Raw genomic sequence first — 24016 nt, 5'->3', positions numbered from 1 at the left:
GTTCAGTTTCCTTCCGGCGCCTTGGGCTCGGCGCCCAAAGCCTCGTCAATCTCGTTCAGTTGTTCCGGGCGCAGCAGTCCGCGGTTTACCGCCCGGCGGGCAGTTGCCTGCGCCATGGCCCGGTAGGCCGCGAGGACATCGCCGCCCGCACCGCCGTCGTATTCCGCCAGCGCCTGGGCGTGGGCAGAAACGGTGCCTACATCCCCGCGCGCCACGGGACCCGTCAACGCCGATTCGCCGGAGGCGAGGGCGTTTTCAAGCGTTGCGCGCAGCAGCGGACCGAGCATGGACTCCGGGGTTTCGACGCCGATCTCCCGCAGCATCTGCGACGCCTGCGCCACCAAGGTCACCATGTGGTTCGAGCTGTGCGCGAGGGAAGCGTGATAAAGCGTGCGGTCGGCTTCGGCAATAGCCACCGGTTCGGCGCCCATCTCCACCACCAACGCTTGGGCGATCGGCAGCATCGCAGCATCGGCTGTGACCCCGAACGTGCAGTCCATGAGCCGGGTCAGGTCCAGGCTCATGCCGGTGAAGGTCATGGCCGGGTGCAGTGCCAGCGGGATCGCCCCAGCCGCGCGGACCGGATTGAGGATTCCGACGCCGAACCGGCCTGACGTATGCGCCACCAATTGGCCGGGCTGCCAGGCTCCCAGCTTGGCTAGTCCCGCAACGAGCTCGCCAAGGGCGTCGTCGGGAACTGCCAACAGCACCAATTCCGAGCGCTCCACGATGTCCTGGATTTCAAGGATGGGAACACCGGGCAGCAGGGTCCCGGCCCGCTCACGGCTGGCCTCGGACACAGCAGAAACCCCGACGACGGCGTGCTCGGCCGCACGCAATGCGGCACCCAGCACGGCACCCACCTTGCCGGCGCCGATGATCCCGACTCCGAGTCGTCCTGGCCTAGCCATCGTGGCGGTCCTCCTGTTGTGGTGAAGTTTGGGGTTGTTCCGGCCGTTCCGGCGGGGTTGGTCCTACCGCCGGAGTTGCTTCTTCCGGGCTGGCCCCGGCCGCGGGTTCCGGAGCCTGCGGGGCTACCTGTGCCAGCCATTGCTCGCTGGTTTGCCTCTTCCTTGCTTCCCGGGCACGGGCTGCCTGCTGGTCGAAGAGCTCCACTGCCTGCTCCACTCCCGCTTGGAACACCCGGGGCGAAACCGGTCCGGCCGTGGTGTGGAGGACCAGATCAGCCACGCCGAAACGCCTGGCCAACGGACCCTGGTGGAGGGCCATGGATTGCGTCCGCTGGTGCGGAACGAGGACCAGCGTGTGCCACCACCGGCCTGATCGGATCAGCAAAGCAGTGCGGGTGGCGAAGAATCCGTTGCGCCTCCGGCCAAGCGGCGCCAGCAGCCGTGCGCGGCGGGGAGTGGTGATGAAGCCATCGTCCGGGGCGGATTCAGGCCCGGCCGGCGCCAACCCGTCCAGCCCCGCCGTGAATACCCGCTCCGGATCCTCAGTTCCCGGATCGGGCAGTACCAATGACATCATCCGCATGACATCCGATTTCAACCCAACGGGAAGAAGCATGGTGCGGGCAGCACCCTCAGAGCTCGCAGAAACACCGTAGCCTGCGACATTGACGTGCATCCGGTACCAACCGAAGATCCTCCACAGGGGCGGCTGGGTGACCATGAGGGCCTGGATACGTCCCGGCGGCACCGTCTGGGCCTGGGTATCCAGAAGGCCATAGCGAAGGCGGATGCCATCCGGGGAGATGGCAGCGGTGAAGTTGTAGCCCTTGTTGAACGAACTCCAATAAGCGGCGCCAATACCCAGGATGCCGGGGATCAGGGCCAGGAAGATCGCATTGTTTTCGAAGATGACGGAGGTGGCGACAACTACTGCAGCACCGATCAGAATTCCGATGGTTTGCTCGCTCAGCAGCAGCGAACCGATGAGCCGCGCCGGGGGCACGGACAGCACCACATGCTCCGGAGCCTCTGGAATATCTTCTGTCGTCCCGGACTCGCTGACCACCCCGGCCGCCCGCGCCAGGATGGTGGCCCGCAGCTGCTTGGCTTGGCCGAGCGGAAGGTAAGCCAACCGCACTGCCGACTCTCCGGCGTCGGCCACTTCAAACTTGAGTTCAGCAAGCCCGAAAATCCGGGCCAACAGCGGCTGCACAATGTCGATGGCCTGAACGCGGTCCAAACGTGCCTGCCGTTGCTGCTTGAACAGGAATCCGGTGTTGACGCGGACATACCCCTCAGCAACTTGGTAGCGCGTGAAGTACCAGCTGAGGATGAACCCGCCGACGGTCAGAAGCAGCACCACGGCACCGCCGGCCAAAAGCCACAGCACCCTGCCGTTGAGGTTTGCGTCCAGGAAATCCCGGCCCTGCAGCATCCGCTCGAAAGCGTCGCGGCCAAAGAAGAATCCGACGGCGGCAAGCGCCACCCAGCCGCGAACGAACGGTGTCGCTGGATGGACACGCTTCCATTCGCTGTCCACCGATGCTTCGGGTTTGTCCGGCAGGCTCACCGCAGCACTATCCGCCGGGCTCACAGCCCGGCCAGCCTGGCTTCTCCACGGGCCGACAGTTGTTCGCGCAACCGTGCGCCTTCCTCGGCGGGAAGTCCTGGGAGGTGCGCGTTGGTTCCGGCGGACGCCGTGTGCAGTTTCAAGGTGCAAAGTCCCAGGCCACGTTCTACGGGCCCAACGGCAACGTCCACGTACTGCATGCGGCCGTACGGAACCACCATGGTGCGCTGGAAGAAGATGCCGCGGCGGATGAGGAGGTCGTCGTCGCGTTCTGCGTATCCGATGGCGCGTACCTGCCGCGGGATCAGCACCAGCCGCCATAGTGCAAGGACGAACATCACTGCGGGAACGGTGATGGCAAGCCACAACGGCGGCCAACGCCACCAACCCAGAAGCACGAAAATGAGCGGCAAACTCAGGACCACCAGCATCAAGACGTTGCCGATTGCCCACTCCACCAAGCGGACCGTGACGTATTTCGGGGAAACCCGCAGCCACTGAACGCCGGGAGGATCAATCGCCTCGGTACGCATATTCGCCTTCACCTTTAGTTTCGCCGCGGCGGGTTTCCGGTCCGGCGGTGCCACCTTCAAGATCTTCGGGTGGGATACGGCAGAAGCGCTCAACCACGAGCCCGACGACCACCATCACCACGCCACCGCCGCCCATCAGCAGGGCGTTCCACAGGATTCCTTCGCCGCTCCGCAAGCTGCCGATGCGGAGGAGGTCAACCGAGATTCCGGCATGCCAGCCAAGGAGCAGTGTCCCTGCGTAGGCGCAGGCCTGGGCCAGGATCAGGGTCCTTGCCGCCAGGATGGGGTTGAGCATGTTCTTCTTCTTGCCATTGCGCCAGCGCAGGACGCGCACGCCCATGACGAGTGTGAGCCCGACGATGACGCCCATGGTCACCAGCGCAGACACCGGCAAAACAGGCGTCGGCATACTGAAGCGGTTGGTGGTGGCAGTGGCCAACCAACCGATGATGGCAGCGATGACTGCGATGAGCACCAGAACCACGGGGCGCATTGCTTTCATGGTTGCTCCACTGCCCCTGTCGCGGGCACTCCGGCGACGTCGCCGTAGCCGTCGAAACGCCGGATGTCCGGCATATCAGCGGCGACGGCAGCCAGATCGGCAACGCTCTGCCCGTTCAACTGCGCGTGCGGTTCCAGCAGGGACCACGGGTAAAGCACAAAAGCCCGCTCAGCAGCCCGGGGGTGCGGAATGGTGAGGATGGGATCGTCACTGACGGTGTCGCCAAACACAATAACGTCAACGTCCAGAGTCCTGGGCCCCCAGCGCACCTCACGGGTGCGGTGGTGTTGCTGTTCAACCTCGTGGCAATGCTTCAAGAGCTCCAACGGCGACAACGTGGTTTCGATGGCCATGACCATGTTCAGGAAGTCCGGCTGTCCTTCCGGACCGCCGACTGCCTTCGTTTGCACCACAGGCGAGACGCCCAGGAGCCGAACCTCGGGAGGGTCCACCAGGGCGGCCACGGCCGTGGAAAGTGTGTCGTTGCGTTCGCCCAGGTTGCTGCCAAGCGCCAGGATGGCTTTGGTATAGCCGGACGTCATGATCGCTCCCGGTGGACGCTGACCGTGACGTCGCCGAACGGTACCTCGATAGGAGCCTTGGGCTTGTGGATGGTGACATCGACGGCGGCAACGCCGTAGTTCGCCAGGATGCCCTCGGCAATCCTGACAGCCAGGGCCTCGATGAGGTTCAAGGGCTCACCCTCGATGTGCTTGGTGATCAGTTCAGCGACTTCGCCGTAATGCGCTGTGTACTGCAGGTCATCGGTCTCGGCAGCCTTGGTGAAATCCGTGTGCAGCACGGCGTCCACCACAAAAGGCTGGCCGTCACGGCGCTCGAAATCGAACACTCCGTGATAACCGACGGCGGTGACGCCGGTCAGCGTGATCCTGTCCACAGCGTTTTCCTATCAGCGGGCGATACGGGCGGCGACCTTGACGGCGTCAAGGCTGGGTCCGACGTCGTGGACGCGAACAGCCCAGGCGCCCTTGGTGGCGCTCAAAGCGGTGATGGCTGCAGTAGCGGCATCGCGTTCCAAAGGCGCGGCCGACTTCCCGGACACGGTCAGGAGCGAGCCGAGGAACCTCTTGCGGGAAGCAGCCACCATCACCTTGTGGCCCAGCGTGAAGAGCTGGTCCAGGTTCTTGAGGATCTCCCAGTTCTGGTCCTCGTTCTTGGAGAACCCCACGCCGGGATCGATGATGATCTGCTCAGGAGCCACGCCCGCTGCGTAGAGCTTGTCGCGGACTCCGCTGAGCTCAGCCACGACGTCCTCAGTGACATTCGTGTAGTCCGTGAGGCTGTCCATGGTCAGGGCGTCCCCGCGGCGGTGCGTGAGGATGTACGGGACCTTGGTGCGGGCTACGAGCTCGGGCATGTCCGGCTCGATGGTCAGGCCGGACACATCGTTGATGATGGCTGCCCCGGTCTCTACCGCTGCGGCGGCTGTGGACGTGTGCATAGTGTCGATGCTGACCAGCGCACCGGCTTTGACCAGTGCCTGGATCACCGGAATGACCCGGCGCTGTTCTTCCTCGGGGGAAACCGGTTCGGCACCTGAGCGCGTGGATTCGCCTCCGACGTCGATGATGTCCGCGCCGGCGTAGAACATACGCAGGCCAAGCGCGATTGCTGTGTCCGGCGTACGGTGGGTGCCGCCGTCGCTGAAGGAATCCGGGGTGACGTTGAGGATTCCCATGACCAGCGTGCGGTCCGTTGGCAGGTCCTCGAACCTGGCCGCGGGCCGCGGCTTGCGGAGAACCGGCAGCGGGCTTGTGGCCGGGCCGGTTCCGGGTGCTGCAGCGAGGGAGTCCATAATGCTTACCTTCCGAGTATGAGGCTCATGGCCTCGGCGCGGGTGGCCGGGTCATGGAGTTGACCGCGCACCGCACTGGTGACGGTCTTCGCGCCGGGCTTGCGGATGCCACGCATGGACATACACATGTGTTCACATTCGACGACGACAATCGCCCCACGCGGGTTGAGGTGCTTCACGAGCGCCTCCACGATCTGGGTGGTGAGGCGTTCCTGCACCTGGGGCCGCCGCGCATAGATATCCACCAACCTGGCCAGCTTGCTGAGCCCGGTCACCTTGCCGTCATGTGACGGAATGTAACCGACATGCGCGACGCCGTGGAACGGCACCAAATGGTGTTCGCACGTTGAGTAGAAGGGGATGTCCTTCACGAGGACAAGCTCTTCATGGTCGAGGTCGAACGTAGTGGACAGGACGTCTGCCGGGTGCTGGTGAAGTCCCGCAAAAACCTCGGCGTAGGCCTTGGCCACGCGCTTGGGCGTGTCCAGGAGGCCGCCACGGTCAGGGTCCTCACCGATAGCCAGGAGGATCTCACGGACGGCCGCTTCAATACGCGGGCGATCCACTTTATGGCCGTGCTTGGAGCCCGCGGCGGAACCGTGGGCGGCGGCGAGGTCGTCGTCGTCGAAATGAGTCACGGCAGATAGCTTAGCCGTGATGCGGGTGGTCGTTGCCGCCGTCAGGTCGCGGGGCCTGGAACGAATCCTGGCTGCTTACTCCTTGGGCATGCGGGGCTACGACGTCCAGCGGCTCGTCCAAACGGGCCTTCTTGGCCTCTTCCTGGGCCTGGCGCTCAGCCTTTTCGGCGCGGCTCTCCACAGGCGGAATCGACTGGACCGGACGCGATTCCTTGGACAGCCAGATCTCGCGGAAATCGCGCTTCCGGATGTCATGGAAAATCTCGGCGATCTCGGCCTGGTTCAGGGTTTCCCGTTCCAGCAGTTCCAGCGCCAGTCGATCCAGGACGTCGCGGTTTTCCGTAAGGATGGCGTAGGCCTCGTCATGTGCCTGATCGATCAGGCGGCGTACTTCCTCGTCCACGACGTAAGCAATCTGGTCAGAGAAGTTGCGCTCCTGCGCGGCGTCGCGGCCGAGGAACGGCTCGCCGCCACCCTGGCCCAGCTTCACAGCGCCGACGCGTTCGCTCATGCCGTACTGCGTGACCATCTTGCGGGCCGTGGAGGTGGCCTTCTCGATGTCATTGGAAGCGCCGGTGGAGGGGTCGTGGAACACGATTTCCTCCGCCACGCGGCCGCCCATGGCGTAGGCCATCTGGTCCAGCAGTTCGTTGCGGGTGACCGAGTACTTGTCGTCCTCGGGAATCACCATGGTGTAGCCGAGGGCACGGCCGCGGGGCAGGATGGTGATCTTGGTGACCGGTGCCGAGTTGCGTAGGGCAGCGGCAACCAATGCGTGGCCGCCTTCGTGGTACGCGGTGATTTTGCGCTCAAGTTCCTTCATGACACGGCTGCGCTTCTGCGGGCCGGCCATGACACGGTCGATTGCCTCGTCCAGAGCACGGTCGTCAATGAGGTTGGCGTTGGAACGAGCGGTCAGCAGCGCGGCTTCGTTCAGGACGTTTGCCAGGTCGGCACCCGTGTAACCTGGCGTCTTCTTGGCCACGGCCTTGAGGTCGATGCCCTGGGCCATCGGCTTGCCTTTGGCGTGGACGTTCAGGATCTGTTCGCGGCCGATCATGTCCGGGGCTTCCACGGTGATCTGGCGGTCGAAACGTCCCGGGCGCAGCAGGGCGGGATCCAGGACGTCCGGGCGGTTGGTTGCGGCGATCAGGATGACGTTGGTCTTGACGTCGAAGCCGTCCATCTCCACGAGGAGCTGGTTCAAAGTCTGCTCGCGCTCGTCATTACCGCCGCCGATGCCGGCGCCACGGTGACGGCCCACGGCGTCGATTTCATCCACGAAAATGATGGCCGGGGAACTTGCCTTGGCCTGTTCGAAAAGGTCGCGGACACGGGAAGCACCAACACCGACGAACATTTCAACGAAGTCCGAGCCGGAGATGGAGAAGAAGGGGACGCCGGCTTCACCGGCAACAGCACGGGCAAGCAGCGTCTTACCGGTACCTGGAGGGCCGTAAAGCAGCACGCCCTTGGGGATCTTGGCACCGACGGCCTGGAACTTTGCGGGTTCCTGGAGGAATTCCTTGATTTCCTGGAGCTCTTCCACAGCTTCGTCCGCACCGGCGACATCGGAGAAGGTCACCTGCGGCATGTCCTTGTTGACCAGCTTGGCCTTGGACTTGCCGAACTGCATCACCTTGGAACCGCCGCCCTGCATGCGGGAAAGCAGGAACCAGAACAGGACACCGAGGAGCAGTACCGGGATAAGCAGCGAGAACAGGCCGGAGAACCAGTTGTTCTCGACCGGCTGGTCAGTGAAGCCCTTGTCCGGGTTGGCGTTGGTGACAGCCTTAACTACATCCGGACCGCGGTCCGTGACGTAGAAGAACTGAACGTTCTTGCCTTTGTCCTGGCCGTCCAGGTTCAGGTTGTCCTTGAGCACCAGGTCAACGCGATTCTCGGCGTCGAAAATCTTGGCCTGCTCAACCTTCCCGCTCTGGGAAAGGAGTTCGAGGCCATCCTTGGTGTCAATGCGCGTTGAACCGCCCGGAGCCAGTGTTGCGAATGCCACCAGGAGCAAGCCAACGACGACAACAATCCAGATGCCCGGGCCCTTGAAGAAACTCTTAGCTTTCATCTGATCGGGGTTTTGCCCCGTCCCTCCTGGTAGTGCTGCAAGGCGCAACTTCTGCGCGCGAGTGGTGCTGCTTCAGTTTCAAGCTATACACCGTTCCCAGTAATTCACGCATCGGAAAGTCCAAAAGTTCCCTCTGGGCGTACACAGGATACTCGCGTCGGGAGCGCTGGAACAGGGTTTATTGCTCTTGCGGTGCGTCAGGCCGCGACCGGGAGCACCAGCAAGTAACCGGTGGGCAGGTCCGTGCTCCAACGCCGGGGCTCACGGACCACGAACTGCGTGGCCAACTGCTCGGGAGTAAGCAGGCTGTTGGGCTCCGGCGAGGGACCCCACTGCCCGCTGCCGTGAGGATAGAGCGGATCCAGAACGCGAACCCCCGTTACCTGGAACTCCTGGAACTGGGCGGGATCACCCACGGATTCAAAGCCGCTCATGACCCAGGCATGTCGTCCGCTCCACATAACCAACCCCACCGGCCGGCCGGTCTCGGCGATGGCACGCGCCGCCGTCTGCAGCGTGTCCTCGTAGTTTGCGACGCTGACTACCGCGTATGGGCCCATTCCAACCTCGGTCAGCACCTGCGCCCAGCCCCGGGGGTTGGCACCGTTGAATGAATTCGATGACCGCGCACGGGCCATCTCCCACAGCTCGCTTTGCTGTGCGGAGGATGCCCAGGTTCCGCCTCCGGTGTCATCGATGAGGTTGTGTGCCATTTGGATGCTCGCGGCCACACACCAGTCAAAGGTGTACTGGGGGACGAAGTCCCCGTCTTGGTAGAGGTTCAGGGCGAAAGCCTGACGCACAGCGGGCAGAGGTGCGGGCTGCGGTGGCACGGGAGCATGCGTGGCGTTCGGGGACGGAACCGCTTCAAGGTCACCCGTCGCTGGCGCAGCAGATGCGGACGCCATTGGTTGACCGGAACCGGGCTCAGTGGGATCGACCGCAGGAGTGCAGGCCGTGAGAAGGGTCGCCATAACGGCGAGCCACGCCAGAAGACGGGCAGGAGCACCGGTCATGGTCCAGTTTAGCGCGAGGGTTTGGCGCGGCGGCAGGTTCAGGGCCCGATATCTGCACCCACGACCGCCCATCGCACCCCTTAAGCACCAACACCGCGTTATACACAAACGCCGCACCCACACCCGCCACACGCACCTGAGGTTACGGGCGCGAACGGCGGAAAAGGGCGCGGCGGCGTGGAGTTAAGAAGGGCGCTTACTCGTAGACGTGCGGGGCAAGGGTGCCCACGAAGTCCAGGTTGCGGTACTTCTCGGCGTAGTCGAGGCCATAGCCAACCACGAATTCGTTGGGGATGTCATAGCCGACGTACTTGACGTCGATTTCCACCTTGGCAGCGGTCGGCTTGCGGAAGGCCGTGCAGATCTCGACGCTGGCCGTGCCGCGGGACTCGAGGTTGGACTTAAGCCAGGAAAGGGTCAGCCCGGAATCGATGATGTCCTCAACAATGAGCACGTCTTTGCCCATGAGGTCGGTATCGAGGTCCTTGAGGATCCGGACAACGCCGGAGGACTGGGTACCCGAGCCATAGGACGAGACGGCCATCCAGTCCATGCTCACGTGGCTGTGCAGCGCACGGGCAAGGTCCGCCATGACCATGACGGCGCCCTTGAGGACGCCGACGACCAAGATATCGCGGCCCTCGTAGTCCTTGTCGATCTGCGCCGCGAGTTCTGCGATACGCGTTTGGATCTGCTCTTTGGTGTAAAGAACGTGCTTGAGATCTGCCTGGACGTCGTTTGAATCCACCAATGGCTCCTGTTTTGATGCTCGGGTGCGGCTACTGTTGGGACGGTTTCTGATGCCGGAATACTAGCTTCCCACAGCGCGCGGCTTCGCGGGGACCGGCGTCGGCAGGGTCACCCGCCGCACCGGTGGTCGAAGCATGCGTGAGAGCAGCCCGTTCCTGCTCCAAATCGCTGAGGGACAAACGGTACACACTGACGTGACCGGGAAGCTCCACGGGTCCCGCCGAACCCTGGCGCCGGAGCAACGCTTCCGCGGCTTGGAGGCGGCCGTAGCCGGGTTGTTGACCCCCGACGTCGGCCGCTGCCTTGGCGATCACGCGAAACCTGAGCGCTGCGGGCAACTCACGGACGGCATCTTCAGGAAGCCACGCATCGCCGTCTTCCCGCTGGACAAGTGAGAGATAGGTCTCGTTGGCCAAGTCCTCAAGGAAATCGGCGTCCTGCTGCAGGATTGCGGCGGTCCGGGCGAGGGATTCAGCGACACCCGGGCCGAGCTTTTCTTCCAGGACGGGCATGACTTCCACACGGGTCCGGGATCTCGCGAAAGCAGGATCGGCGTTACTCGGGTCGTGCCAAGGATCCAGTTCCTCAACCTCGCAGATTTCGTGGGTCTCGTCGCGGCGCAGGCCCAGGAAAGGGCGGAGCAGGCGTCCGCGGGCAGGCCTCATTCCAGCCAAGGACCGTGTTCCGGAGCCGCGGGCCAGGCCGAGGAGGACCTGTTCGGCCTGATCGTCCAACGTGTGTCCCAGCAGGATCGCCTCACAGTCGAGGTCATCTGCAGCGGACTCCAACGCGGAATGGCGGGCGTCCCTTGCAGCGGCTTCGGGGCCAAACCCTGTGGCCGCAACCTCCACGGCGCGCACTTGCACCGGCGACAGTCCCAGCTCACGCAGAACGGCGGCAGTCCTGGCTGCGACCTCCGCGGAGCCGGGCTGCAGCTGGTGATCCACCACCACGGCGGCAACGGTTACTGGATGTCCATCAACGTGCCCGCGCCTGCCAAAGTAAGCTGCAATGGCTGCGAGCGCCAAGGAATCCGGCCCTCCACTGCAGGCGACAAGCACACGCTGCGGGTAGCCCGCGGCGGCCAATGCGTTCTGCAACTGCTTCCGCGCCTTGCCTACGACAGGAGCCAAACGCCCGGGCCGCCGTCGACCCTTACCGTCGGGACCGGCAGCGGAACCGACGCCGGACCCGGCAGCGGAACCCGAGGGAACGCTCAAAGCCCCATCCGCTCAAGCCACAGCTTGGAGTTGTGGATCTCTTCTTCGGTGGGGAGGTATTCGGCGGCCTCCCAAACCTTGTTGAAGCCCTCCATGCCCGCTACGGCAACCACTTCGCGCACGAATTTGGCGCCATCGGTGTACTGGCGCATCTTGGCATCGAGGCCCAGGAGGTTGCGGATGAACTTCTCCACCACGCCGCGGTCCTTGCCGCGCTCGTTGAAGCGCTGGCGGATGGTCCTTACCGAAGGGACGATGCTGGCATCCACGGCGTCCATGACCACGTTGGCGTGGCCCTCAAGGAGGCTCATGACCGCTGTGATGTGGGACAGCGATGCCTTTTCTTCGGGGTTCTGCAGGAGATCCAGGATGGCGCCGCGGCCTGGGGCTTTCTCGGAGGGGTTGCGGTCGCGCAGGGACTTGGCCACCGCGCCGGCGCGTTCCACCAAGGAATCCATATTGCCCAGGAGGTTGCCGCTGAGCTTCTCGATTTCATCCAGCATGTGGTGCCTGAGCCATGGCGCGGCGGCGAACTGCACCCGGTGCGTTTGCTCGTGCAGGCAGACCCAGAGGCGGAAGTCGTCCGGGTGGACGTTGAGTTCGCGCTCCACGGACATGATGTTGGGGGCCACGAGCAGCAGCCTGCCGCCCGGTGGAACGTTGGAGTCTGGGGCCAGGGCAGCAAAGGGGTCGTACTGGCCAAGGACTTTGCTGGAAAGGAACGCGAGAACAGCGCCGAGCTGCGTCCCCGTGATGGCACCGCTGGCGGCGGCCGCGGCAGGGGTCATGGCCACGCCGCTGCGGCTCTCCAGCATCTTCTTCAGCGCGGGTTGGAGCATCACCGAGAAGCTCTGCGTATTTGCCTTGGACCACGAGGCACGGTCCACCACCAGGACGTGCGAATCCCGCAGGTCCCGGGCAGCGTCCAGGCCGGTGATGTCGTGGACGTGCGGGACGGAGATATCCGCGTTGAAGCGCAGGTTCTCCACCGCCTTGCCGATCTCCCCGGCACTAAGCTCCGGACCGGGAGGGGCAAGCCGGGCAGCCGTAGAGGCGGCCAGGTCCCAATTGATCAGGGACGGGGCCCCTGCTGACGAATCGCGGGCAGATGACACCATACGGACCATCACACCACACCAGACTGACAGTGGGCTCTTAAGTTCGCTCCACGCGGAGCACCTAGCCCTGGCATCCGCATGATGCCAGCACCGACGCTGAACGGTCCATTGCCACCTTGTTTGCGGCCGCACCGGGTTCAAGGCCGTTGCCGATGAAGGAGAACACCAACAGCCGTCCGTCGGCGTCCACAACGTAGCCACTCAATGCGATCACCGTATTCAGCGTTCCGGTCTTGGCCCGGACCAGTCCGGCTCCCTCGGCGGTGCTGGCGTCCACGTACCTGTCATCCAAGGTGCCGGTCAGCCCGGCTACCGGGAAGCCATCGAGCGCCGTCCGAAGCGCCAGGTCCGGTCCGCTGGTGATGGCTCGGACGACCTCGGCAAACTGGCGGGCGCTGACCTGGTTTTCCAAGGCAAGCCCGGAAACATCGGCCAACTGCATCGAATCCGTGGTGATCCCCAACTCCCCCAGCCGTTGCCGCACGGCTGCGGTGGCGCCGTCGTACGTGGCCTTTTGACCGGAGGCCAAGGCAGTCATCCGTCCCAATGCCTCGGCCAGGAAGTTGTCCGAGGACTCAAGCATGAGGTCCACCTGCTCGCTGACTGTGGCCGATTCCGCGGCCGCCAGCACCTTGGCGGGGATGCCTTTGCCGCGTTCGACGCCGGGACTTACCGCCACGCCGGCCGCCGCCAACTGCTCGGCGAAGGCCTGGGCCGTAGTGGCGGTGGAATCCTGGGGCCTCGGCCCCGTCAGGACATCGGCCGAGTAGCGCCCCGAGTTCAACGCAAGGGAGAACAACGGAGCGGTCTCGCCGGCGGCCACGTCATCCAGGCTCCAGGCCGGGTTGAGGGGCGCACCGGTGAAGAGGGAGTCGTCCATCTGGACAGTAACAGGGCCCTTGACTCCGGCTTCAGCCAAGGCAGCGGCGGTATCGGCGGCCAGGGAAGCCAAGCCGGCGCGGCCCATGACTGCAGACGGATCGGACGCGGAGGCACCCAGCAGGACGTCCCCTCCCCCGGTCAGCACCACTGTTGAGGGATCCTCACCGGCGAGCACGCGCGTGGTGAAGCGGGATTCCGGACCGAGCGCCTTCAAAGCAGCGACGGCGGTCAGCAACTTCATGTTGGAGGCCGGAATCCGGTTGGCGTCGGCGTCGCGGTCGAAAAGGACCTGGCCGGTGGAGGCGTCCATCACCACACCGCTGATGCTGCCGCCGCCAGCGGGTTTCAGCGTGGCGTCCAGCAAGCGGGCAACTTCAGCGGGCACCGGAACAGGGGCGTCAGCGTTCAAGGGAAGCACACCGCTGGCGTCGGCCAGGCGGTCAGGCTCCTGCTGCCATGATGGGACCGAAGGTGACGGCTTGGGCGCGGCGAGCAGGCCCGGCACCATGCCAACCACCGCCACCGCACCGAGGCACAGCAGGACCGTGGCCAACAGCACCGGCCATTTCAAGCGCCCCCACGCCGAAGATACCCAGCGGGCACCCCCGTTTTTAACGCCCTTCATGCAGTTGCTTGGTCCTGTCAGTCCTGAAATGTCCCCGCCGGTTCAAGAAACCCGGGCCTCTCGCTATATCCTCAATAGTAGTCGGCGGCACCGGCTGTCCTTTTGCCTGCCGCCAGCCCCGGGTTTAGCAGCCTGCCTGAGGCACCGTCACCCGTGACGGCCGCTTCGGCGGGGCGACGCCCCACCCACACCCGTCAAGGAGCATTCCATGAAGCACGACGTGACCATCGAGATCCCCAAGGGATCGCGCGTCAAGTACGAAGTTGACCACGAAACCGGCCGTGTCCGCCTGGACCGCGTCCTGTTCACCTCCATGCAGTACCCCACGCACTACGGTTTCTTCGAGAACACCCTGGGCGAGGACGGCGACCCGCTGGACGCACTGGTGCTCCTGCAGGATTTCGACCTCCACCCGGGCGTCATTGTTGAATCCCGCCCCATCGGCGTCTTCAACATGACCGACGACGGCGGCGGGGATGCCAAGGTCCTCTGCGTCCCCGTTGACGCCCGCTTCGACCACATCCAGGAAGTCAGCGACGTCAGCGAATTCCTGATCAAGGAAATCGAGCACTTCTTCACTCGCTACAAGGACCTGGAGCCCGGCAAGTGGGTCAAGGCCGAAGGCTGGGGCGACCGCGCCGCCGCCGAAGCAGAGCTGGAAGCTTCCATCAAGCGCTACGTTCCGGCAGCACACTAGTCCGCCCGACGGCGGCTGGTGCGGTTCACTGCGAACCGCACCAGCCGCCGTCGTGCTTTAACGTCCTGATTTTGTGCACATGGGCATGTCTCCCCATCGCGGCAGCTTGCAGGTCGGCCTAGGCTGGGACGAGACTTTTCGACGCTTGTACACAGGGGGTTCCACATGGCTGGGTTCTACGGCGCAGACATCGCGCAGCTTCGCAGTCTGGCCGGCGTGATGGGCAAGGCTGCCGATGCCATCAATCTGGAGAGTTCGCAGCTGTCCAACGCCATTAATTCGACGACGGCGTGGCAGGGCAGGGACGCCACTGTGTTCAAGGGCGATTGGAATTCACAGCACCGGCAAAGCCTGGTGAAGGCCGCCAACATGTTGCGCGAAAACGCGAGCCAACTGAAGAAGCACGCCAACCAGCAGGAGTTCGCCAGCCACAATGACGGCTCGGGGACGTCGGTGGGCGTCCTGAAGGACGTCTACGACACCGGAATGGGCGTCAAGGAACTCGGCGCCCAGCTATGGACCGCTTACAAGTACGGCAAGCTCGGCCATGCGGAATGGGTCAAGACCCGTGAGGTGCTCACCAACTGGCGCGCCGGCGGCACCGTGGTCCGCGATGCCCTGACCGCGCTCCGCAACGGCGAGAAGGTCACCGACGTCATCACAGACCTCAAGGCCAATATCCCCTACAGCCAGGCATTCCAGGATGCCAGCAAATTCTCCAAGGGACTGCGCATTGCCGGAGCCGTGGCCGCTCCCTTGAACATTGTTGGTGGCATCAGCGACATGATCAACCCCGAGCACGACGGCTGGCGCGGCACCGGCGACCGCGTTGCCGGTGGGTTGTCCGTGGTGGGTGGCGTGGGCAGCATCATGCTCATGACAGCCGGTGGCGCCGCGCTGCTTGGACCCATTGGGGCGCCGATCGTCATCGGCGCCGGACTGGTTGCCGGGGCTTGGGCCTTGGGCAACCTCGTGGCCGATAACTGGGACTCCATCAGCAACTTCGCCCGCAACCCGGGCAGCTACATCGCCGATGGCGCCAAGGAGGTGGCGGGCTTCGCCAAGGACGTAGGCAGTAAGGTGGCAGACGGGGTCAGTGACGCCGCCAAGTCAGTCGGAAACTTTGTCGGAGGGATATTCGGATGACCACCAGCACCATGAAATGGACCCAGCGGGACATCGAGGCCGCGGCCAAGGTCCTGGCATCAGCCAGCGCAACAGGGGCCGCGCTGCCCACGCTGACTGATGAAGAAGTGGTGGCGCTGGACGGCGTCCAGCACGAACAGTTGGTGGCCCTGCCTTGGCTTTCGGCCCAGGACGGAAGCAAGGAACTGATGTGCGCCGTCGCCTTGCGCGGACTACTCGCCAAAGAGCTGGTGTATCCGGTGGTTTTCGAGGGTGAAACCGAACCTTCCCGTCTGCACGCCACCGAAGAAATAACCGGTGCGCTCACCCTGCGCCGCAGCGGAAGCAGCGTTGTTTCCGTGGAACGCACAGTCTCCACTGGCAAGCGCTGGCTCTACGGCTACGTCCACGACGACGGTGTTCTTTTGGAGGAAGTGGACGAAGGCGGCCTGCACGGCTTCACCGTGGTCACCCGGGATCAGCTGGTTCCCCGCCTGGCCGACTTCGTAGATCCTGAGAAGGCTGCCGCCAAGGACACCGACCCCGCACTCTACACAGAGGCCCAATTCGAGGCACACGCCGCCACAGCACTTGCCGACACCCAGGCCGCCAGCAACGTGGTGGCTTTCAACTCCGACACCGATGAATTCCCGACGGTCACCGTTTACACCGGCCCGTCCGGCGTTAGCGTGCTGACGCCTCAGGTAGCCGGCGATTCCGTGTCGTTTGAGCTCCAGGAAACCTCCGCAGCTTCCTTGGCCCGGATCCTGGGCGGGTTGGCCGGACTGGGCTGACGTCCGCTCGCAAAGCCCCCCCATCGCCGTCGAGCTGAAAGCCACTCATGAGCACTCCTAAATCCACAACCTCCACCGGCTTGGTCGATCCAGTCACCGGACGCGCTGTTCGCCGCCACACCGACACCGGCGCGTACTTCGTCAAGGCATCCGGAACCGCCCACTTCTGGGGCCGCGTATTGGATGCAGTGGTGTTCCTGGTGGGCTACGTCATCCTGGCTGCGATCGCCGCAGTGGTGCGTGAGTCGATGATGACCAACGGATCCCTGCTGGGATACAACGACGGTTTCTGGCTGACCCTCTACATTGTCCTGTGGTTTGCGGGCCTGTTGGTCTACGGCATGATCTGGGGCACCGCCGGCAGCGTTGGAGACGCGGCCGCGGGCATGCGCTCCGTGCGGATCAAGGACGGCACGACGGCGGGAGCCTGGTTGGGCGGATGGCGCGCCATCTGCTGGTCCTTCTTCCCGTTCTTCGTGGTGATGGTCATCGCCTCAGCGCTCAGCGGTGGGGGCGGCGACACCTGGGACCCGAAGTTTGCTGCCATTGATCGTCGTTCAGGCATTGCCCGCGGCCAGCAGCCGGTTCCCGATCCCAAAGTTGTGGCAGCTGAAAACGCCGCGGCCGGGGAGCGTCAGGACCTGCCCAACCTCTATGGCCGGCGTCCGGATGCGCGGCCGTAATTGGCTGGTTCGCCGCGTTGAGCGCGAGTTGGGTCCCCAGCTGGGGCAGCTCCGCTATGTAGCATTTTCCCGGCGCATCTATTGGAACGTCCTGGCCCCCTGCTTGCTAATCGGCTTCGCCTTCGGGGCCATTGCAGAGTTTGTCAGCCCCATCCGTTCCACCAGGGAAGCCGGACACTTCAACGATCCCGCTTTCTTTGTGATCACCAGCCTGCTGACGGGCCTCGTACTGTGGGCAATGACCTTCCTGGGCAGCTTCCGGAAACTCTTGGTCCTCGATGGCGGAATCGTGGCCAAGTACTCGCAGAAACACACCCGTTTGGTAATCCTCTGGGCCGAGATTGTCCCCGGGACCCTCAAAGCCGTGACCACTGCCGACGGCACCGATCCCGAGCGCCGGCTGGTGGCACGTCGAAAAGTTTCCTTGGGTGCCGGAGGCAGTTACGCAGTGGTTTTCCAGGCCCGCGACACTTTCTGGATATTCGCGTCAAACCAGGATCCCGCCCCTTTGGTCACAGCCATCCACGGGGCCATGAACGACGCCGGAACACCGGGCGCCGCGCAGGCAGCGGCAGGTGCGCTGCCCGCCGTCGTACTGACCGGGCGAATGACGCTCGACTGACCAGCTTTGCCCGGCAAAGGGCAAATTTGGCCCTTGCAGACCGTCTACCAGCCGGTAGCATGTGATCCACTATGTTCACTCTCACCATCAACCAACGCGACAGTCGCCGCGACGGCGATCTTGTGCCGCAGCTGCTCAAGGACCTGCGGCATATTCCTGCCCGGCTCGACTTTGACCGCTCCGTTGAGGATGAGGTGCAGGGAATCGTAGAGTCCGGCCACCAGGCCGTGGAGACTGCGTTGATCGCCCTCAGGTCCAGCCAGTGGTACGTGGGAATCGGCGTGGGACCCATCAATGAGCCGCTGCCCAACCTGGTCAAGGATGCCTCGGGCCACGGCTTGGTGTACGCGCGCCGGGCCGTCGACAGGCTGCGCAACGGCAAAGAGCGGATCCCCGTTGCCGTGGACGGGCCGTTGTCCGCGTTGGCTTCGGAAGCCGAGGCTGTACTGCGGCTCCTGGGACACATTGTCCAACACCGCAGCGCGGCGGAATGGCGGGTCCTCGACCTGCTCACACCCGGGGTCCGGGGCCAGCAAAAGACGGTGGCGCAGGAGCTCGGCATCACCACCCAGGCCGTCAGCAAGGCGCTGGCACGGGCTCAGTGGGCGGAAGAACACGCCGCCCGTCCGGCCGCAGCGCGCCTCCTGCAGCTGATCCTCGAAGTACGCTGAATCATTTCCGTGCCTGACCGCACCCCACCAGGAGGGCTTATGCCGTACACCGTTGACTTCGAGGCAGTTTCGACCGTCGGTTTGGAATCGTCCCCTGTGGCGGAGACCGCCGCAGGACTGCGCGCCAACGAAGCCCGCTATTTCCGGACCAAGTACAAGCACATCTTCACGGTAAGCCCCGCGGAGGAAGTCCCCGCGGTGGTGGAGCGCGTAAGCCGGATCCTTCGGGAAGAGCGCGACATCGTCATTGAGTCCCGTCCGCTGGAAGCCACCGCTTTCCAGGTCGAAGACCTGCACATGGCTTACGTGTTCTACGAATCAGGGCTGTCGATCAACGTGATGTACAGCCTCGACGACGGGAAGCGGGCCGTTGGTCTGAAGTTGGCCGAGGGGATGGACATCCCGGCCGAGTTGGAAGCCAAGTTCAAGTTTGCCCGACAGAAATCCAAGCTGGCCGGGGTTATCCGCGGCTCCTTCTTCCTGATCAAGGGCGAGTACCCGCCCAACTGAGTCGCAGTTAATGCCGCTTTAAGGGCTCAAAAGGGCATCTGCTGCGACTCAGCTGGGTCAGCGGGACACTCTACTGGTTGCTGACGTTGTCCCTAGCCGTCTGCGCGCGGTCCTGGACGTCGGCGGCTGCTGCCTGGCCCTCGTCCTTGACGTGGCTGCGGCGTCCGTGGCGCTGTCTTTGACGTTCTGCGTCGCATCCTGCGCGGGCTCGCGCAGGTGCTCGGCAACTTCCTGGGCAGCGTGGCTCAGCTCATCGGTCAGCGGCTGGGCAGCGTCCTTAACTGCTTGGGCAGCTTCGCGTTCCTTCTCTGAGGCCGGGAACAGGGAGGCCACCAACAAGCCCGCTCCGAACGCGATCAGGCCAGCTGCGATCGGGCTGCCTTGTGCCTTGCGGGTGATTGCCTGCGGTGCGTCGCCAATGTCGGAAACAACCCCGGAAACGGCATCATGTGCTTGGCGCGCGGCGTCGCCGGCCCTGTCCTGCACGTCATCGCGAGCGCCGAAGACTGCAGTCTTGACCTTGTCCACACGGCGGTTGACGATGTGCGACGGCGTGACCTTGTCAGCCACCGCATCAACGTTGGTGCTCAGCCGCCGGCGTGTTTCTTCGATGTCGGCGCGCAGGGCGTCGGGGTTCTGCGTCACCGTGACTCCTCAATGTTCGGTTTTCAATGCCGGGGGTATTTCCTTGACCGTCTGGGCGGTCCGGGGCATGCCCTTGATGGTGTTCAGTTCCTTGCGGCCCAGCGTGGCCAGGACCGCAGCGATGATTCCCCAGATGACCCCAACAATGACGGCGGACCACCCAAGGCCAACGAGCTGGCCCAAGGCCCACCAAAGGGCGATGGACAGGAACAGCACGGTGATGTGGCCCGCATAGGCCGCTCCGCCCAGCATTCCCGCGCCTTTGCCTGCTTTGGTGGCAGACTCCTTGAGTTCGACCTTGGCCAGCTCCACTTCCTGGCGCATCAACGTTGAAACGTCCCGCGTCAGGTCGCCCAACAGCTCGCCGAGGGGAAGGGTTTCCGCCTTCACATGGGCCTCTGTGGGTGGCAGATTGGCGTGACTGCCTGCTGGACCAAGTCCGTTGCGACGCCGCCGTCCTCCGTTGAATTGGCCATGGTGGACAGCTCATCAGAGATTGACCGCAAGCCCTCGGCAACCCTTTGCTGCTGGGCTTGGGCTTGCTCGGACAGCTCGCCTTTGGTTTGAGTGAGCAGCTGGCGGGCGTTCACCTTGACCTCGTGGGCCACATGACCAGTTTCAACGTCCGGCGAGTCCAGGTAGCTTCCGGTGAAGGGCCGGGTCCCGGCGTGGGCCCCACCCCTTGGCGCTGCGAAGCTTCCGTCCTGCGGAGATTGGCTCTCAGCCATTGTCGCTCTCTTTCCACAGTTGGCAGGCTGCGGACAGCAGCCGGGATAGTAAGTATCGTTACTATCAATGGTTGTGTACCCGCTTGCGGCGGTTCCAATCACAATCACAGAGGAAATTGATGCTTCGCTCACGTTCAACACTTTCGGCTCGACAGGTGACGACATACCTGCGAACGTTGGCTTGATGAGCCAACTGCCAAGCAGGCGGCGGCTGATCCCCGCGCTTCGAAAAACCGTCACACGCCACCGACTCCTCTTCGCGGCCAAAACAGCCGTTGCAGCCGGACTCGCCTGGTACCTCGCACCCTTCATGCCAGGGTCCGCGGCCGCCTATCCGTACTACGCCCCGCTGGGCGCCTTGGTCAGCATGCACCCCACCGTGGCGGACTCCGCCAAGCATGGGCTGCAAAGCCTGGCCGGATTGGTCCTGGGCATCGGCATGGCCTTTGCCATCACCACCGTGGCAGCACCAACGGCCCTCGCTGTCGCTTTGGTGGTGGGACTAGGCGTTCTGATCGGCGGTCTTCCCCGGCTGGGCACTGCGTCCGAATGGATTCCCATGGCAGCCCTGTTCGTGCTGGTGTTGGGAGACTCAAATGCCGAAGGCTTCTCCTTTGCGTACGTCCTCCAGATGGCCCTGGGCGTTGCCGTAGGCTTCGCCGTGAACTGGCTGGTTTTCCCGCCTTTGCACCTCGACGACATCGACCCCGCAATCGCCGGCCACCAAGGCGCATTGTCCCGCCAGCTCAAGGACATGGCCAAGGCAATGCAGGAGTCATGGCCGCCCAACCATGAGGCATGGGCCACCCGCAGCGACGAGCTGTCCCTCACGGCCGCAGCCGTGCGGACTGCGGTGCACCAAGCTGAGCTGAGCGCCAAAGCGAACCCCAGGTCCCGCCGTCGAGCCACCCGCCTTCCGGGCGATTTGGCTGAACTGCGGACGCTTGAGCGGCTCACGTTCCATGTCCAGGACATCACCGACGTCCTTGCGAGCGCCATCTGGGAGGAAGGCGCCGGGACAGTCGTCCCCGATGCCGTGGTGGGCAATCTGGCCGAGTCCCTGAATGCCGTTGCGGCCGTCATTGACCACTGGCGGGATGCGGAATCCGGCGAATTGGCCAGCCGCTTGGCGGAGGCCAAGGACGGCATCACCGCCCTCAGCGATGCCGTGGCCGAGGCCGCTGCAAATCAGTCCCCTGTCAACGCACCGGCGTCAGTGGCCATGAGCCTGCGCCGGATCCTTACGGTTGTCTTGTCCGTGGACTAATGCCGTCACCGAGGTTCGAGCGCCGGGGAGGAATCCCGGCCCCTCCGGCACCCATTCCGTCCAGCAACCGGGCCTGGAGGTCCCCGAGGATTCTCGAGAGCCTGCGTGAGACCTGCATTCGGGACATCCCGAGAGCTCCAGCGATGGTGGACTGCGTTTCCTCGTGGTAGTAACGCCGATAGAGCAGGTGCCTGTCCTCTGCGCTCAATTCCCGCATGGCATTTCGCAGTGCCAACACATCCTCAATCCGGTCAGTCGGGCACCCCTGCGTCAGCTCTTCGGTCCGCGCCAGCACTTGGCGCCTAAGGTCCTGGATGGTCCGCGGCGGGCGTACTACCCAGCAGTGATCACGAAGGTATCTCTTGACCTCCCCTGCGATAGCGGGCGCCGCGTAAGCAGGGAAGCTTGCGCCCTTTGACTCGTCATAGACTCCACCAAAAGGAAAGCATACTTACTATTGGCATACAACCGGGTTAGGCTCACAAGGTAGCCATGTCCACCGGATCGGAGATCTCCATGGAAGACCCACAGCTCGCAGAGCCGACTACGGTGCTGTCCGATATTCAGGATCTGTTGCTCAGCACTCCGGATGTCGAAGCGTTTCTTGAAGAGCTGGCCCGCCACTCGGCAACCATGTTCAGCAGCCCTGACGCAGAGGTTTACTGCGGGATCACACTGATGCGCCACCGCACAGCCGGCACCGTGGCGAGCAGCAGCGAACGTGCACGGCAATTGGACGAGGTCCAGTACGCTTACCCGGACGGTCCTTGCCTCCATGCTTGCCGCGAAGGCACCCAGGTCCACATCCCCGACTTTGAGAAAGACAACACGTGGCCGGACTACAACGAGGCCATCACAGGCCATGGGCTCCGTTCCGTGTTGGCGGTTCCTTTCCCGCTCCCGGACAACGCCTCGATGGCCGGCCTCAATCTGTACTCAGACCGTCCCAACGCCTTTGACCAAGCAGCGGTGCAGCGCGCCAACGACTACGTGGAGCAGGCGTCCAAGGGTCTTCAGCTGGCAGTCCTGATCGCACAGCACAGCCAAACAGCCGCCAATCTGCGGGCTGCCATGGAGTCCAGGACGGTGATCGACGTAGCCACAGGCATCATCATCGCCCAGAACCGGTGCACCCAGGTGGAGGCCATCGAGCTTGTTAAAAGGGCCTCCAGCAACCGCAACGTCAAACTGCGGGTGGTGGCGCAGGCCATCGTTGAGTCGGCCGGCGGAGGGCCGATCCAGACTGTCTTCAAGTAGGTCGCTACCCCTGCATGGCACCGATGATGGCGCCCATGGCCGTGAAAGTGACCACGTTGTAGCTGCCATTGATGGCAAACAGCGTCAAGCTGCGGCGCTCGAACAGATAGTTCACGCCAAGCGCCGTGGCCACCCATCCCAAACCGGCAGCCAACCCTGCAAAGGTCCCGAACGCGAAGCCGCCACGGCCAATGAACGCCGCCAGGAAGACGGCCATCACCACGGCGAGGATGAATGAACCCACAAAAACCCGCGCAGTTCCGGACTTCAACTGCTCATCGCTCACGCCGGCGGCTTTCTGCCACGGCTTGGCGAAGAGCAACGAATACCAGAGCCCACCCACCACGAATGTCGCCAAGGCAGCCAACAGCACCGCAAGCCAATTGATCTGAATCTCCATGGGGGTCCTCTCCAAGGTGTGCAGTTCCTGAATGCACAGTACGCCCGGGAAGGTGAGGGGGCTTGTATAAAACCCGCACGTTATCGGGAGACTTCCTCCAGCGGAACAAAAGTGGCGTATTCAGCGCCGTAACTCCGCACCACCTCAAGGTACTCGGTGGGCGTAAAGCCGCTGAAGCGCCTAAAGGCCCGGATCAGGTGCGGCTGATCGTAGTAATCGGCCAGGTGCAGAAGTTCACGGCCCGGCACCGAGCCTTGGGGCAGCGCTGCCGCCTGGTTGACGATCCGGTTGAATCTGCACACGTCCGAGTAGGCCTTGGCGGTGGTCCCGCAGTCCCGCATCATGACCCGCTCCAAGGTGGAGGAGCTGACCCCCAACCTTGCCGCAAGGACGCTGATCTCCACGTCTTCCCTGGCGAGGGTTTCGACAGCCTGCACGGTTCTCGGGTCCGCTCGGTAGCCGGGCCTGATCTGTTGTTGCAAGAACCCTGCCAGGGCCGCGAATGCTTGCCCGGGCTCGGCTCCCCCAAGATGCGAGCGCAGTTCCGTAAAGCCCGGGAAGATGATCTCGGCATCCACCACGCGGTTCTGAAACCCCGACGGCGGTTGGCTGGTGAACGCCGCAAGGCCGTAGGGAGTCAGGCGGGCACCAACGTTGAAGAGCTGATCCGGGTTCTCGCTGATGACGTAGCTGCGCTGCAGGCCGGCATAGAAACCTGTGGCAACTTCCGTTGCCGTGGGTTCGCTGGCGTTTCCGGACGGCCTGATCAGACGGTACGGCTCCGAGAGGTTGAGAATCAGGTGCGATTCCGGCCCGGGGAGGATTTTCTCGTACCGGGCCTGAGGCTGGGCGCGGACAAACCAAAGGGAGGTGACGAACGGCTGCAAACCCGGCGGCGCGGGACACTCTTCGTAGAACACAGCCCCAGTCTAGGTAGCTCCGCGACAAATCCCGCC

27 protein-coding genes and 2 pseudogenes are annotated in these 24016 nt (G+C 63.9%); 9 read left to right on the top strand and 20 right to left on the bottom strand.

All coding sequences use genetic code 11. The features are described 5' to 3' along the window. Positions 1–2 precede the first annotated feature (2 nt). The 14 genes from J3D46_RS05275 to dacB all read right to left on the bottom strand — a co-directional run bounded on the left by J3D46_RS05275 (position 3) and on the right by dacB (position 13661). Positions 3–911 (bottom strand): Rossmann-like and DUF2520 domain-containing protein, encoded by a 909-nt coding sequence (locus J3D46_RS05275; RefSeq protein WP_231341147.1) that lies wholly within the window; start codon positions 909–911, stop codon positions 3–5. Beyond that, positions 904–2481 carry a PH domain-containing protein gene (locus tag J3D46_RS05270; protein WP_253465517.1) on the bottom strand — a complete coding sequence of 526 codons (1578 nt, stop codon included), beginning with the start codon at positions 2479–2481 and terminating at the stop codon, positions 904–906. The genes J3D46_RS05275 and J3D46_RS05270 overlap by 8 nt, the downstream gene beginning before the upstream one ends. Before the next feature lie 20 nt (positions 2482–2501). Continuing rightward, positions 2502–3014, bottom strand: coding sequence for a PH domain-containing protein (locus J3D46_RS05265; protein WP_231341149.1), 513 nt, complete (start codon positions 3012–3014; stop codon positions 2502–2504). Then, positions 2995–3516: a DUF3180 domain-containing protein gene (locus J3D46_RS05260; RefSeq protein WP_231341150.1), complete on the bottom strand. Its 522-nt coding sequence runs from the start codon at positions 3514–3516 to the stop codon at positions 2995–2997. The genes J3D46_RS05265 and J3D46_RS05260 overlap by 20 nt, the downstream gene beginning before the upstream one ends. Then, entirely contained in the window at positions 3513–4058 is a 546-nt protein-coding gene (folK, locus tag J3D46_RS05255) for a 2-amino-4-hydroxy-6-hydroxymethyldihydropteridine diphosphokinase (protein WP_253465514.1), read from the bottom strand. The genes J3D46_RS05260 and folK overlap by 4 nt, the downstream gene beginning before the upstream one ends. After that, positions 4055–4414: a dihydroneopterin aldolase gene (folB, locus tag J3D46_RS05250; RefSeq protein WP_253465511.1), complete on the bottom strand. Its 360-nt coding sequence runs from the start codon at positions 4412–4414 to the stop codon at positions 4055–4057. Before folB ends, folK begins: the two co-directional genes overlap by 4 nt. A gap of 12 nt (positions 4415–4426) precedes the next feature. After that, positions 4427–5332, bottom strand: a complete 906-nt coding sequence (gene folP / locus J3D46_RS05245; RefSeq protein ID WP_253465508.1) for a dihydropteroate synthase — start codon at positions 5330–5332, stop codon at positions 4427–4429. A 5-nt stretch (positions 5333–5337) separates the two neighbouring features. Then, positions 5338–5970, bottom strand: a complete 633-nt coding sequence (gene folE, locus J3D46_RS05240; protein WP_253465505.1) for a GTP cyclohydrolase I FolE — start codon at positions 5968–5970, stop codon at positions 5338–5340. A 10-nt stretch (positions 5971–5980) separates the two neighbouring features. Continuing rightward, positions 5981–8050 carry an ATP-dependent zinc metalloprotease FtsH gene (gene ftsH, locus J3D46_RS05235; RefSeq protein WP_231341154.1) on the bottom strand — a complete coding sequence of 690 codons (2070 nt, stop codon included), beginning with the start codon at positions 8048–8050 and terminating at the stop codon, positions 5981–5983. A gap of 197 nt (positions 8051–8247) precedes the next feature. Continuing rightward, complete coding sequence (locus tag J3D46_RS05230) at positions 8248–9066, bottom strand: hypothetical protein (protein WP_253465502.1); 819 nt, start codon at positions 9064–9066, stop codon at positions 8248–8250. Between the two features lie 196 nt (positions 9067–9262). Beyond that, the gene (gene hpt / locus J3D46_RS05225; RefSeq protein ID WP_026540856.1) at positions 9263–9814 is read right to left on the bottom strand and encodes a hypoxanthine phosphoribosyltransferase; all 552 of its coding nucleotides are present in this window, start codon (positions 9812–9814) and stop codon (positions 9263–9265) included. Positions 9815–9845: 31 nt separating this feature from the next. Then, the gene (gene tilS, locus J3D46_RS05220; RefSeq protein ID WP_253469153.1) at positions 9846–10916 is read right to left on the bottom strand and encodes a tRNA lysidine(34) synthetase TilS; all 1071 of its coding nucleotides are present in this window, start codon (positions 10914–10916) and stop codon (positions 9846–9848) included. Between the two features lie 116 nt (positions 10917–11032). After that, positions 11033–12154 (bottom strand): zinc-dependent metalloprotease, encoded by a 1122-nt coding sequence (locus J3D46_RS05215; protein ID WP_231341186.1) that lies wholly within the window; start codon positions 12152–12154, stop codon positions 11033–11035. Positions 12155–12215: 61 nt separating this feature from the next. Then, complete coding sequence (dacB, locus tag J3D46_RS05210) at positions 12216–13661, bottom strand: D-alanyl-D-alanine carboxypeptidase/D-alanyl-D-alanine-endopeptidase (protein ID WP_253465500.1); 1446 nt, start codon at positions 13659–13661, stop codon at positions 12216–12218. A gap of 208 nt (positions 13662–13869) precedes the next feature. Between dacB and J3D46_RS05205 the strand changes: the two genes are divergently transcribed. The 7 genes from J3D46_RS05205 (at position 13870) to J3D46_RS05175 (ending at position 18763) form a co-directional block, all read left to right on the top strand. Next, on the top strand, positions 13870–14358 hold the full coding sequence (locus J3D46_RS05205; protein WP_024818962.1) for an inorganic diphosphatase: 489 nt from the start codon (positions 13870–13872) through the stop codon (positions 14356–14358). Between the two features lie 165 nt (positions 14359–14523). Further along, positions 14524–15504, top strand: a complete 981-nt coding sequence (locus tag J3D46_RS05200; RefSeq protein ID WP_231341157.1) for a hypothetical protein — start codon at positions 14524–14526, stop codon at positions 15502–15504. Continuing rightward, positions 15501–16277, top strand: coding sequence for a hypothetical protein (locus tag J3D46_RS05195; RefSeq protein ID WP_253465497.1), 777 nt, complete (start codon positions 15501–15503; stop codon positions 16275–16277). The genes J3D46_RS05200 and J3D46_RS05195 overlap by 4 nt, the downstream gene beginning before the upstream one ends. A gap of 47 nt (positions 16278–16324) precedes the next feature. Beyond that, positions 16325–16960 carry an RDD family protein gene (locus J3D46_RS05190; RefSeq protein WP_253465494.1) on the top strand — a complete coding sequence of 212 codons (636 nt, stop codon included), beginning with the start codon at positions 16325–16327 and terminating at the stop codon, positions 16958–16960. Continuing rightward, complete coding sequence (locus J3D46_RS05185; protein WP_253465491.1) at positions 16947–17582, top strand: hypothetical protein; 636 nt, start codon at positions 16947–16949, stop codon at positions 17580–17582. Before J3D46_RS05190 ends, J3D46_RS05185 begins: the two co-directional genes overlap by 14 nt. 71 nt (positions 17583–17653) lie before the next feature. Continuing rightward, the gene (locus J3D46_RS05180) at positions 17654–18253 is read left to right on the top strand and encodes a hypothetical protein (RefSeq protein WP_231341161.1); all 600 of its coding nucleotides are present in this window, start codon (positions 17654–17656) and stop codon (positions 18251–18253) included. Positions 18254–18292: 39 nt separating this feature from the next. Beyond that, on the top strand, positions 18293–18763 hold the full coding sequence (locus tag J3D46_RS05175; protein ID WP_231341162.1) for a phage tail protein: 471 nt from the start codon (positions 18293–18295) through the stop codon (positions 18761–18763). A 70-nt stretch (positions 18764–18833) separates the two neighbouring features. Here the strand turns inward: J3D46_RS05175 and J3D46_RS05170 are convergent. The 3 genes and pseudogenes from J3D46_RS05170 to J3D46_RS05160 all read right to left on the bottom strand — a co-directional run bounded on the left by J3D46_RS05170 (position 18834) and on the right by J3D46_RS05160 (position 20136). After that, positions 18834–19408 (bottom strand): annotated as a pseudogene (locus J3D46_RS05170) (DUF3618 domain-containing protein). A gap of 9 nt (positions 19409–19417) precedes the next feature. Continuing rightward, positions 19418–19819: a phage holin family protein gene (locus J3D46_RS05165; protein WP_256492032.1), complete on the bottom strand. Its 402-nt coding sequence runs from the start codon at positions 19817–19819 to the stop codon at positions 19418–19420. Then, positions 19795–20136: a hypothetical protein gene (locus tag J3D46_RS05160; protein WP_253465485.1), complete on the bottom strand. Its 342-nt coding sequence runs from the start codon at positions 20134–20136 to the stop codon at positions 19795–19797. The genes J3D46_RS05165 and J3D46_RS05160 overlap by 25 nt, the downstream gene beginning before the upstream one ends. A 184-nt stretch (positions 20137–20320) precedes the next feature. On the opposite strand from J3D46_RS05160, the gene J3D46_RS05155 reads away from it, so the two are divergent. Then, positions 20321–21403, top strand: coding sequence for an aromatic acid exporter family protein (locus J3D46_RS05155; RefSeq protein ID WP_231341166.1), 1083 nt, complete (start codon positions 20321–20323; stop codon positions 21401–21403). Here J3D46_RS05155 and J3D46_RS05150 read toward each other — a convergent pair. Beyond that, positions 21378–21815, bottom strand: a pseudogene (locus J3D46_RS05150) (sigma-70 family RNA polymerase sigma factor); the annotation flags it as partial. The gene J3D46_RS05155 and the pseudogene J3D46_RS05150 overlap by 26 nt on opposite strands. A 104-nt stretch (positions 21816–21919) precedes the next feature. On the opposite strand from J3D46_RS05150, the gene J3D46_RS05145 reads away from it, so the two are divergent. Further along, complete coding sequence (locus J3D46_RS05145; RefSeq protein ID WP_253469149.1) at positions 21920–22660, top strand: GAF and ANTAR domain-containing protein; 741 nt, start codon at positions 21920–21922, stop codon at positions 22658–22660. 4 nt (positions 22661–22664) lie between these two features. Here J3D46_RS05145 and J3D46_RS05140 read toward each other — a convergent pair whose 3' ends face one another. Together J3D46_RS05140 and J3D46_RS05135 are read right to left on the bottom strand one after the other, a co-directional pair. Then, positions 22665–23060 (bottom strand): DUF1761 domain-containing protein, encoded by a 396-nt coding sequence (locus J3D46_RS05140; RefSeq protein ID WP_231341167.1) that lies wholly within the window; start codon positions 23058–23060, stop codon positions 22665–22667. Positions 23061–23140: 80 nt separating this feature from the next. Then, entirely contained in the window at positions 23141–23980 is an 840-nt protein-coding gene (locus tag J3D46_RS05135) for an AraC family transcriptional regulator (protein WP_231341168.1), read from the bottom strand. Positions 23981–24016: the final 36 nt, after the last annotated feature.

Source organism: Paenarthrobacter sp. A20 (assembly GCF_024168825.1).
GTDB lineage: Bacteria > Actinomycetota > Actinomycetes > Actinomycetales > Micrococcaceae > Arthrobacter.
The sequence above is the reverse complement of the archived record's forward strand: the minus strand, read 5'-3'. Positions and strand labels throughout refer to the sequence as shown.

What these genes read in the sequence shown, in the direction of transcription:
- J3D46_RS05275 (WP_231341147.1), bottom strand. Translation starts at nt 911, where the DNA reads ATGGCTAGGCCAGGACGACTCGGAGTCGGGATCATCGGCGCCGGCAAG.
- J3D46_RS05265 (WP_231341149.1), bottom strand. Translation starts at nt 3,014, where the DNA reads ATGCGTACCGAGGCGATTGATCCTCCCGGCGTTCAGTGGCTGCGGGTT.
- J3D46_RS05260 (WP_231341150.1), bottom strand. Translation starts at nt 3,516, where the DNA reads ATGAAAGCAATGCGCCCCGTGGTTCTGGTGCTCATCGCAGTCATCGCT.
- folK (WP_253465514.1), bottom strand. Translation starts at nt 4,058, where the DNA reads ATGACGTCCGGCTATACCAAAGCCATCCTGGCGCTTGGCAGCAACCTG.
- folP (WP_253465508.1), bottom strand. Translation starts at nt 5,332, where the DNA reads ATGGACTCCCTCGCTGCAGCACCCGGAACCGGCCCGGCCACAAGCCCG.
- ftsH (WP_231341154.1), bottom strand. Translation starts at nt 8,050, where the DNA reads ATGAAAGCTAAGAGTTTCTTCAAGGGCCCGGGCATCTGGATTGTTGTC.
- J3D46_RS05230 (WP_253465502.1), bottom strand. Translation starts at nt 9,066, where the DNA reads ATGACCGGTGCTCCTGCCCGTCTTCTGGCGTGGCTCGCCGTTATGGCG.
- J3D46_RS05215 (WP_231341186.1), bottom strand. Translation starts at nt 12,154, where the DNA reads ATGGTGTCATCTGCCCGCGATTCGTCAGCAGGGGCCCCGTCCCTGATC.
- dacB (WP_253465500.1), bottom strand. Translation starts at nt 13,661, where the DNA reads ATGAAGGGCGTTAAAAACGGGGGTGCCCGCTGGGTATCTTCGGCGTGG.
- J3D46_RS05205 (WP_024818962.1), top strand. Translation starts at nt 13,870, where the DNA reads ATGAAGCACGACGTGACCATCGAGATCCCCAAGGGATCGCGCGTCAAG.
- J3D46_RS05200 (WP_231341157.1), top strand. Translation starts at nt 14,524, where the DNA reads ATGGCTGGGTTCTACGGCGCAGACATCGCGCAGCTTCGCAGTCTGGCC.
- J3D46_RS05195 (WP_253465497.1), top strand. Translation starts at nt 15,501, where the DNA reads ATGACCACCAGCACCATGAAATGGACCCAGCGGGACATCGAGGCCGCG.
- J3D46_RS05190 (WP_253465494.1), top strand. Translation starts at nt 16,325, where the DNA reads ATGAGCACTCCTAAATCCACAACCTCCACCGGCTTGGTCGATCCAGTC.
- J3D46_RS05185 (WP_253465491.1), top strand. Translation starts at nt 16,947, where the DNA reads ATGCGCGGCCGTAATTGGCTGGTTCGCCGCGTTGAGCGCGAGTTGGGT.
- J3D46_RS05180 (WP_231341161.1), top strand. Translation starts at nt 17,654, where the DNA reads ATGTTCACTCTCACCATCAACCAACGCGACAGTCGCCGCGACGGCGAT.
- J3D46_RS05175 (WP_231341162.1), top strand. Translation starts at nt 18,293, where the DNA reads ATGCCGTACACCGTTGACTTCGAGGCAGTTTCGACCGTCGGTTTGGAA.
- J3D46_RS05160 (WP_253465485.1), bottom strand. Translation starts at nt 20,136, where the DNA reads ATGGCTGAGAGCCAATCTCCGCAGGACGGAAGCTTCGCAGCGCCAAGG.
- J3D46_RS05155 (WP_231341166.1), top strand. Translation starts at nt 20,321, where the DNA reads ATGAGCCAACTGCCAAGCAGGCGGCGGCTGATCCCCGCGCTTCGAAAA.
- J3D46_RS05145 (WP_253469149.1), top strand. Translation starts at nt 21,920, where the DNA reads ATGGAAGACCCACAGCTCGCAGAGCCGACTACGGTGCTGTCCGATATT.
- J3D46_RS05140 (WP_231341167.1), bottom strand. Translation starts at nt 23,060, where the DNA reads ATGGAGATTCAGATCAATTGGCTTGCGGTGCTGTTGGCTGCCTTGGCG.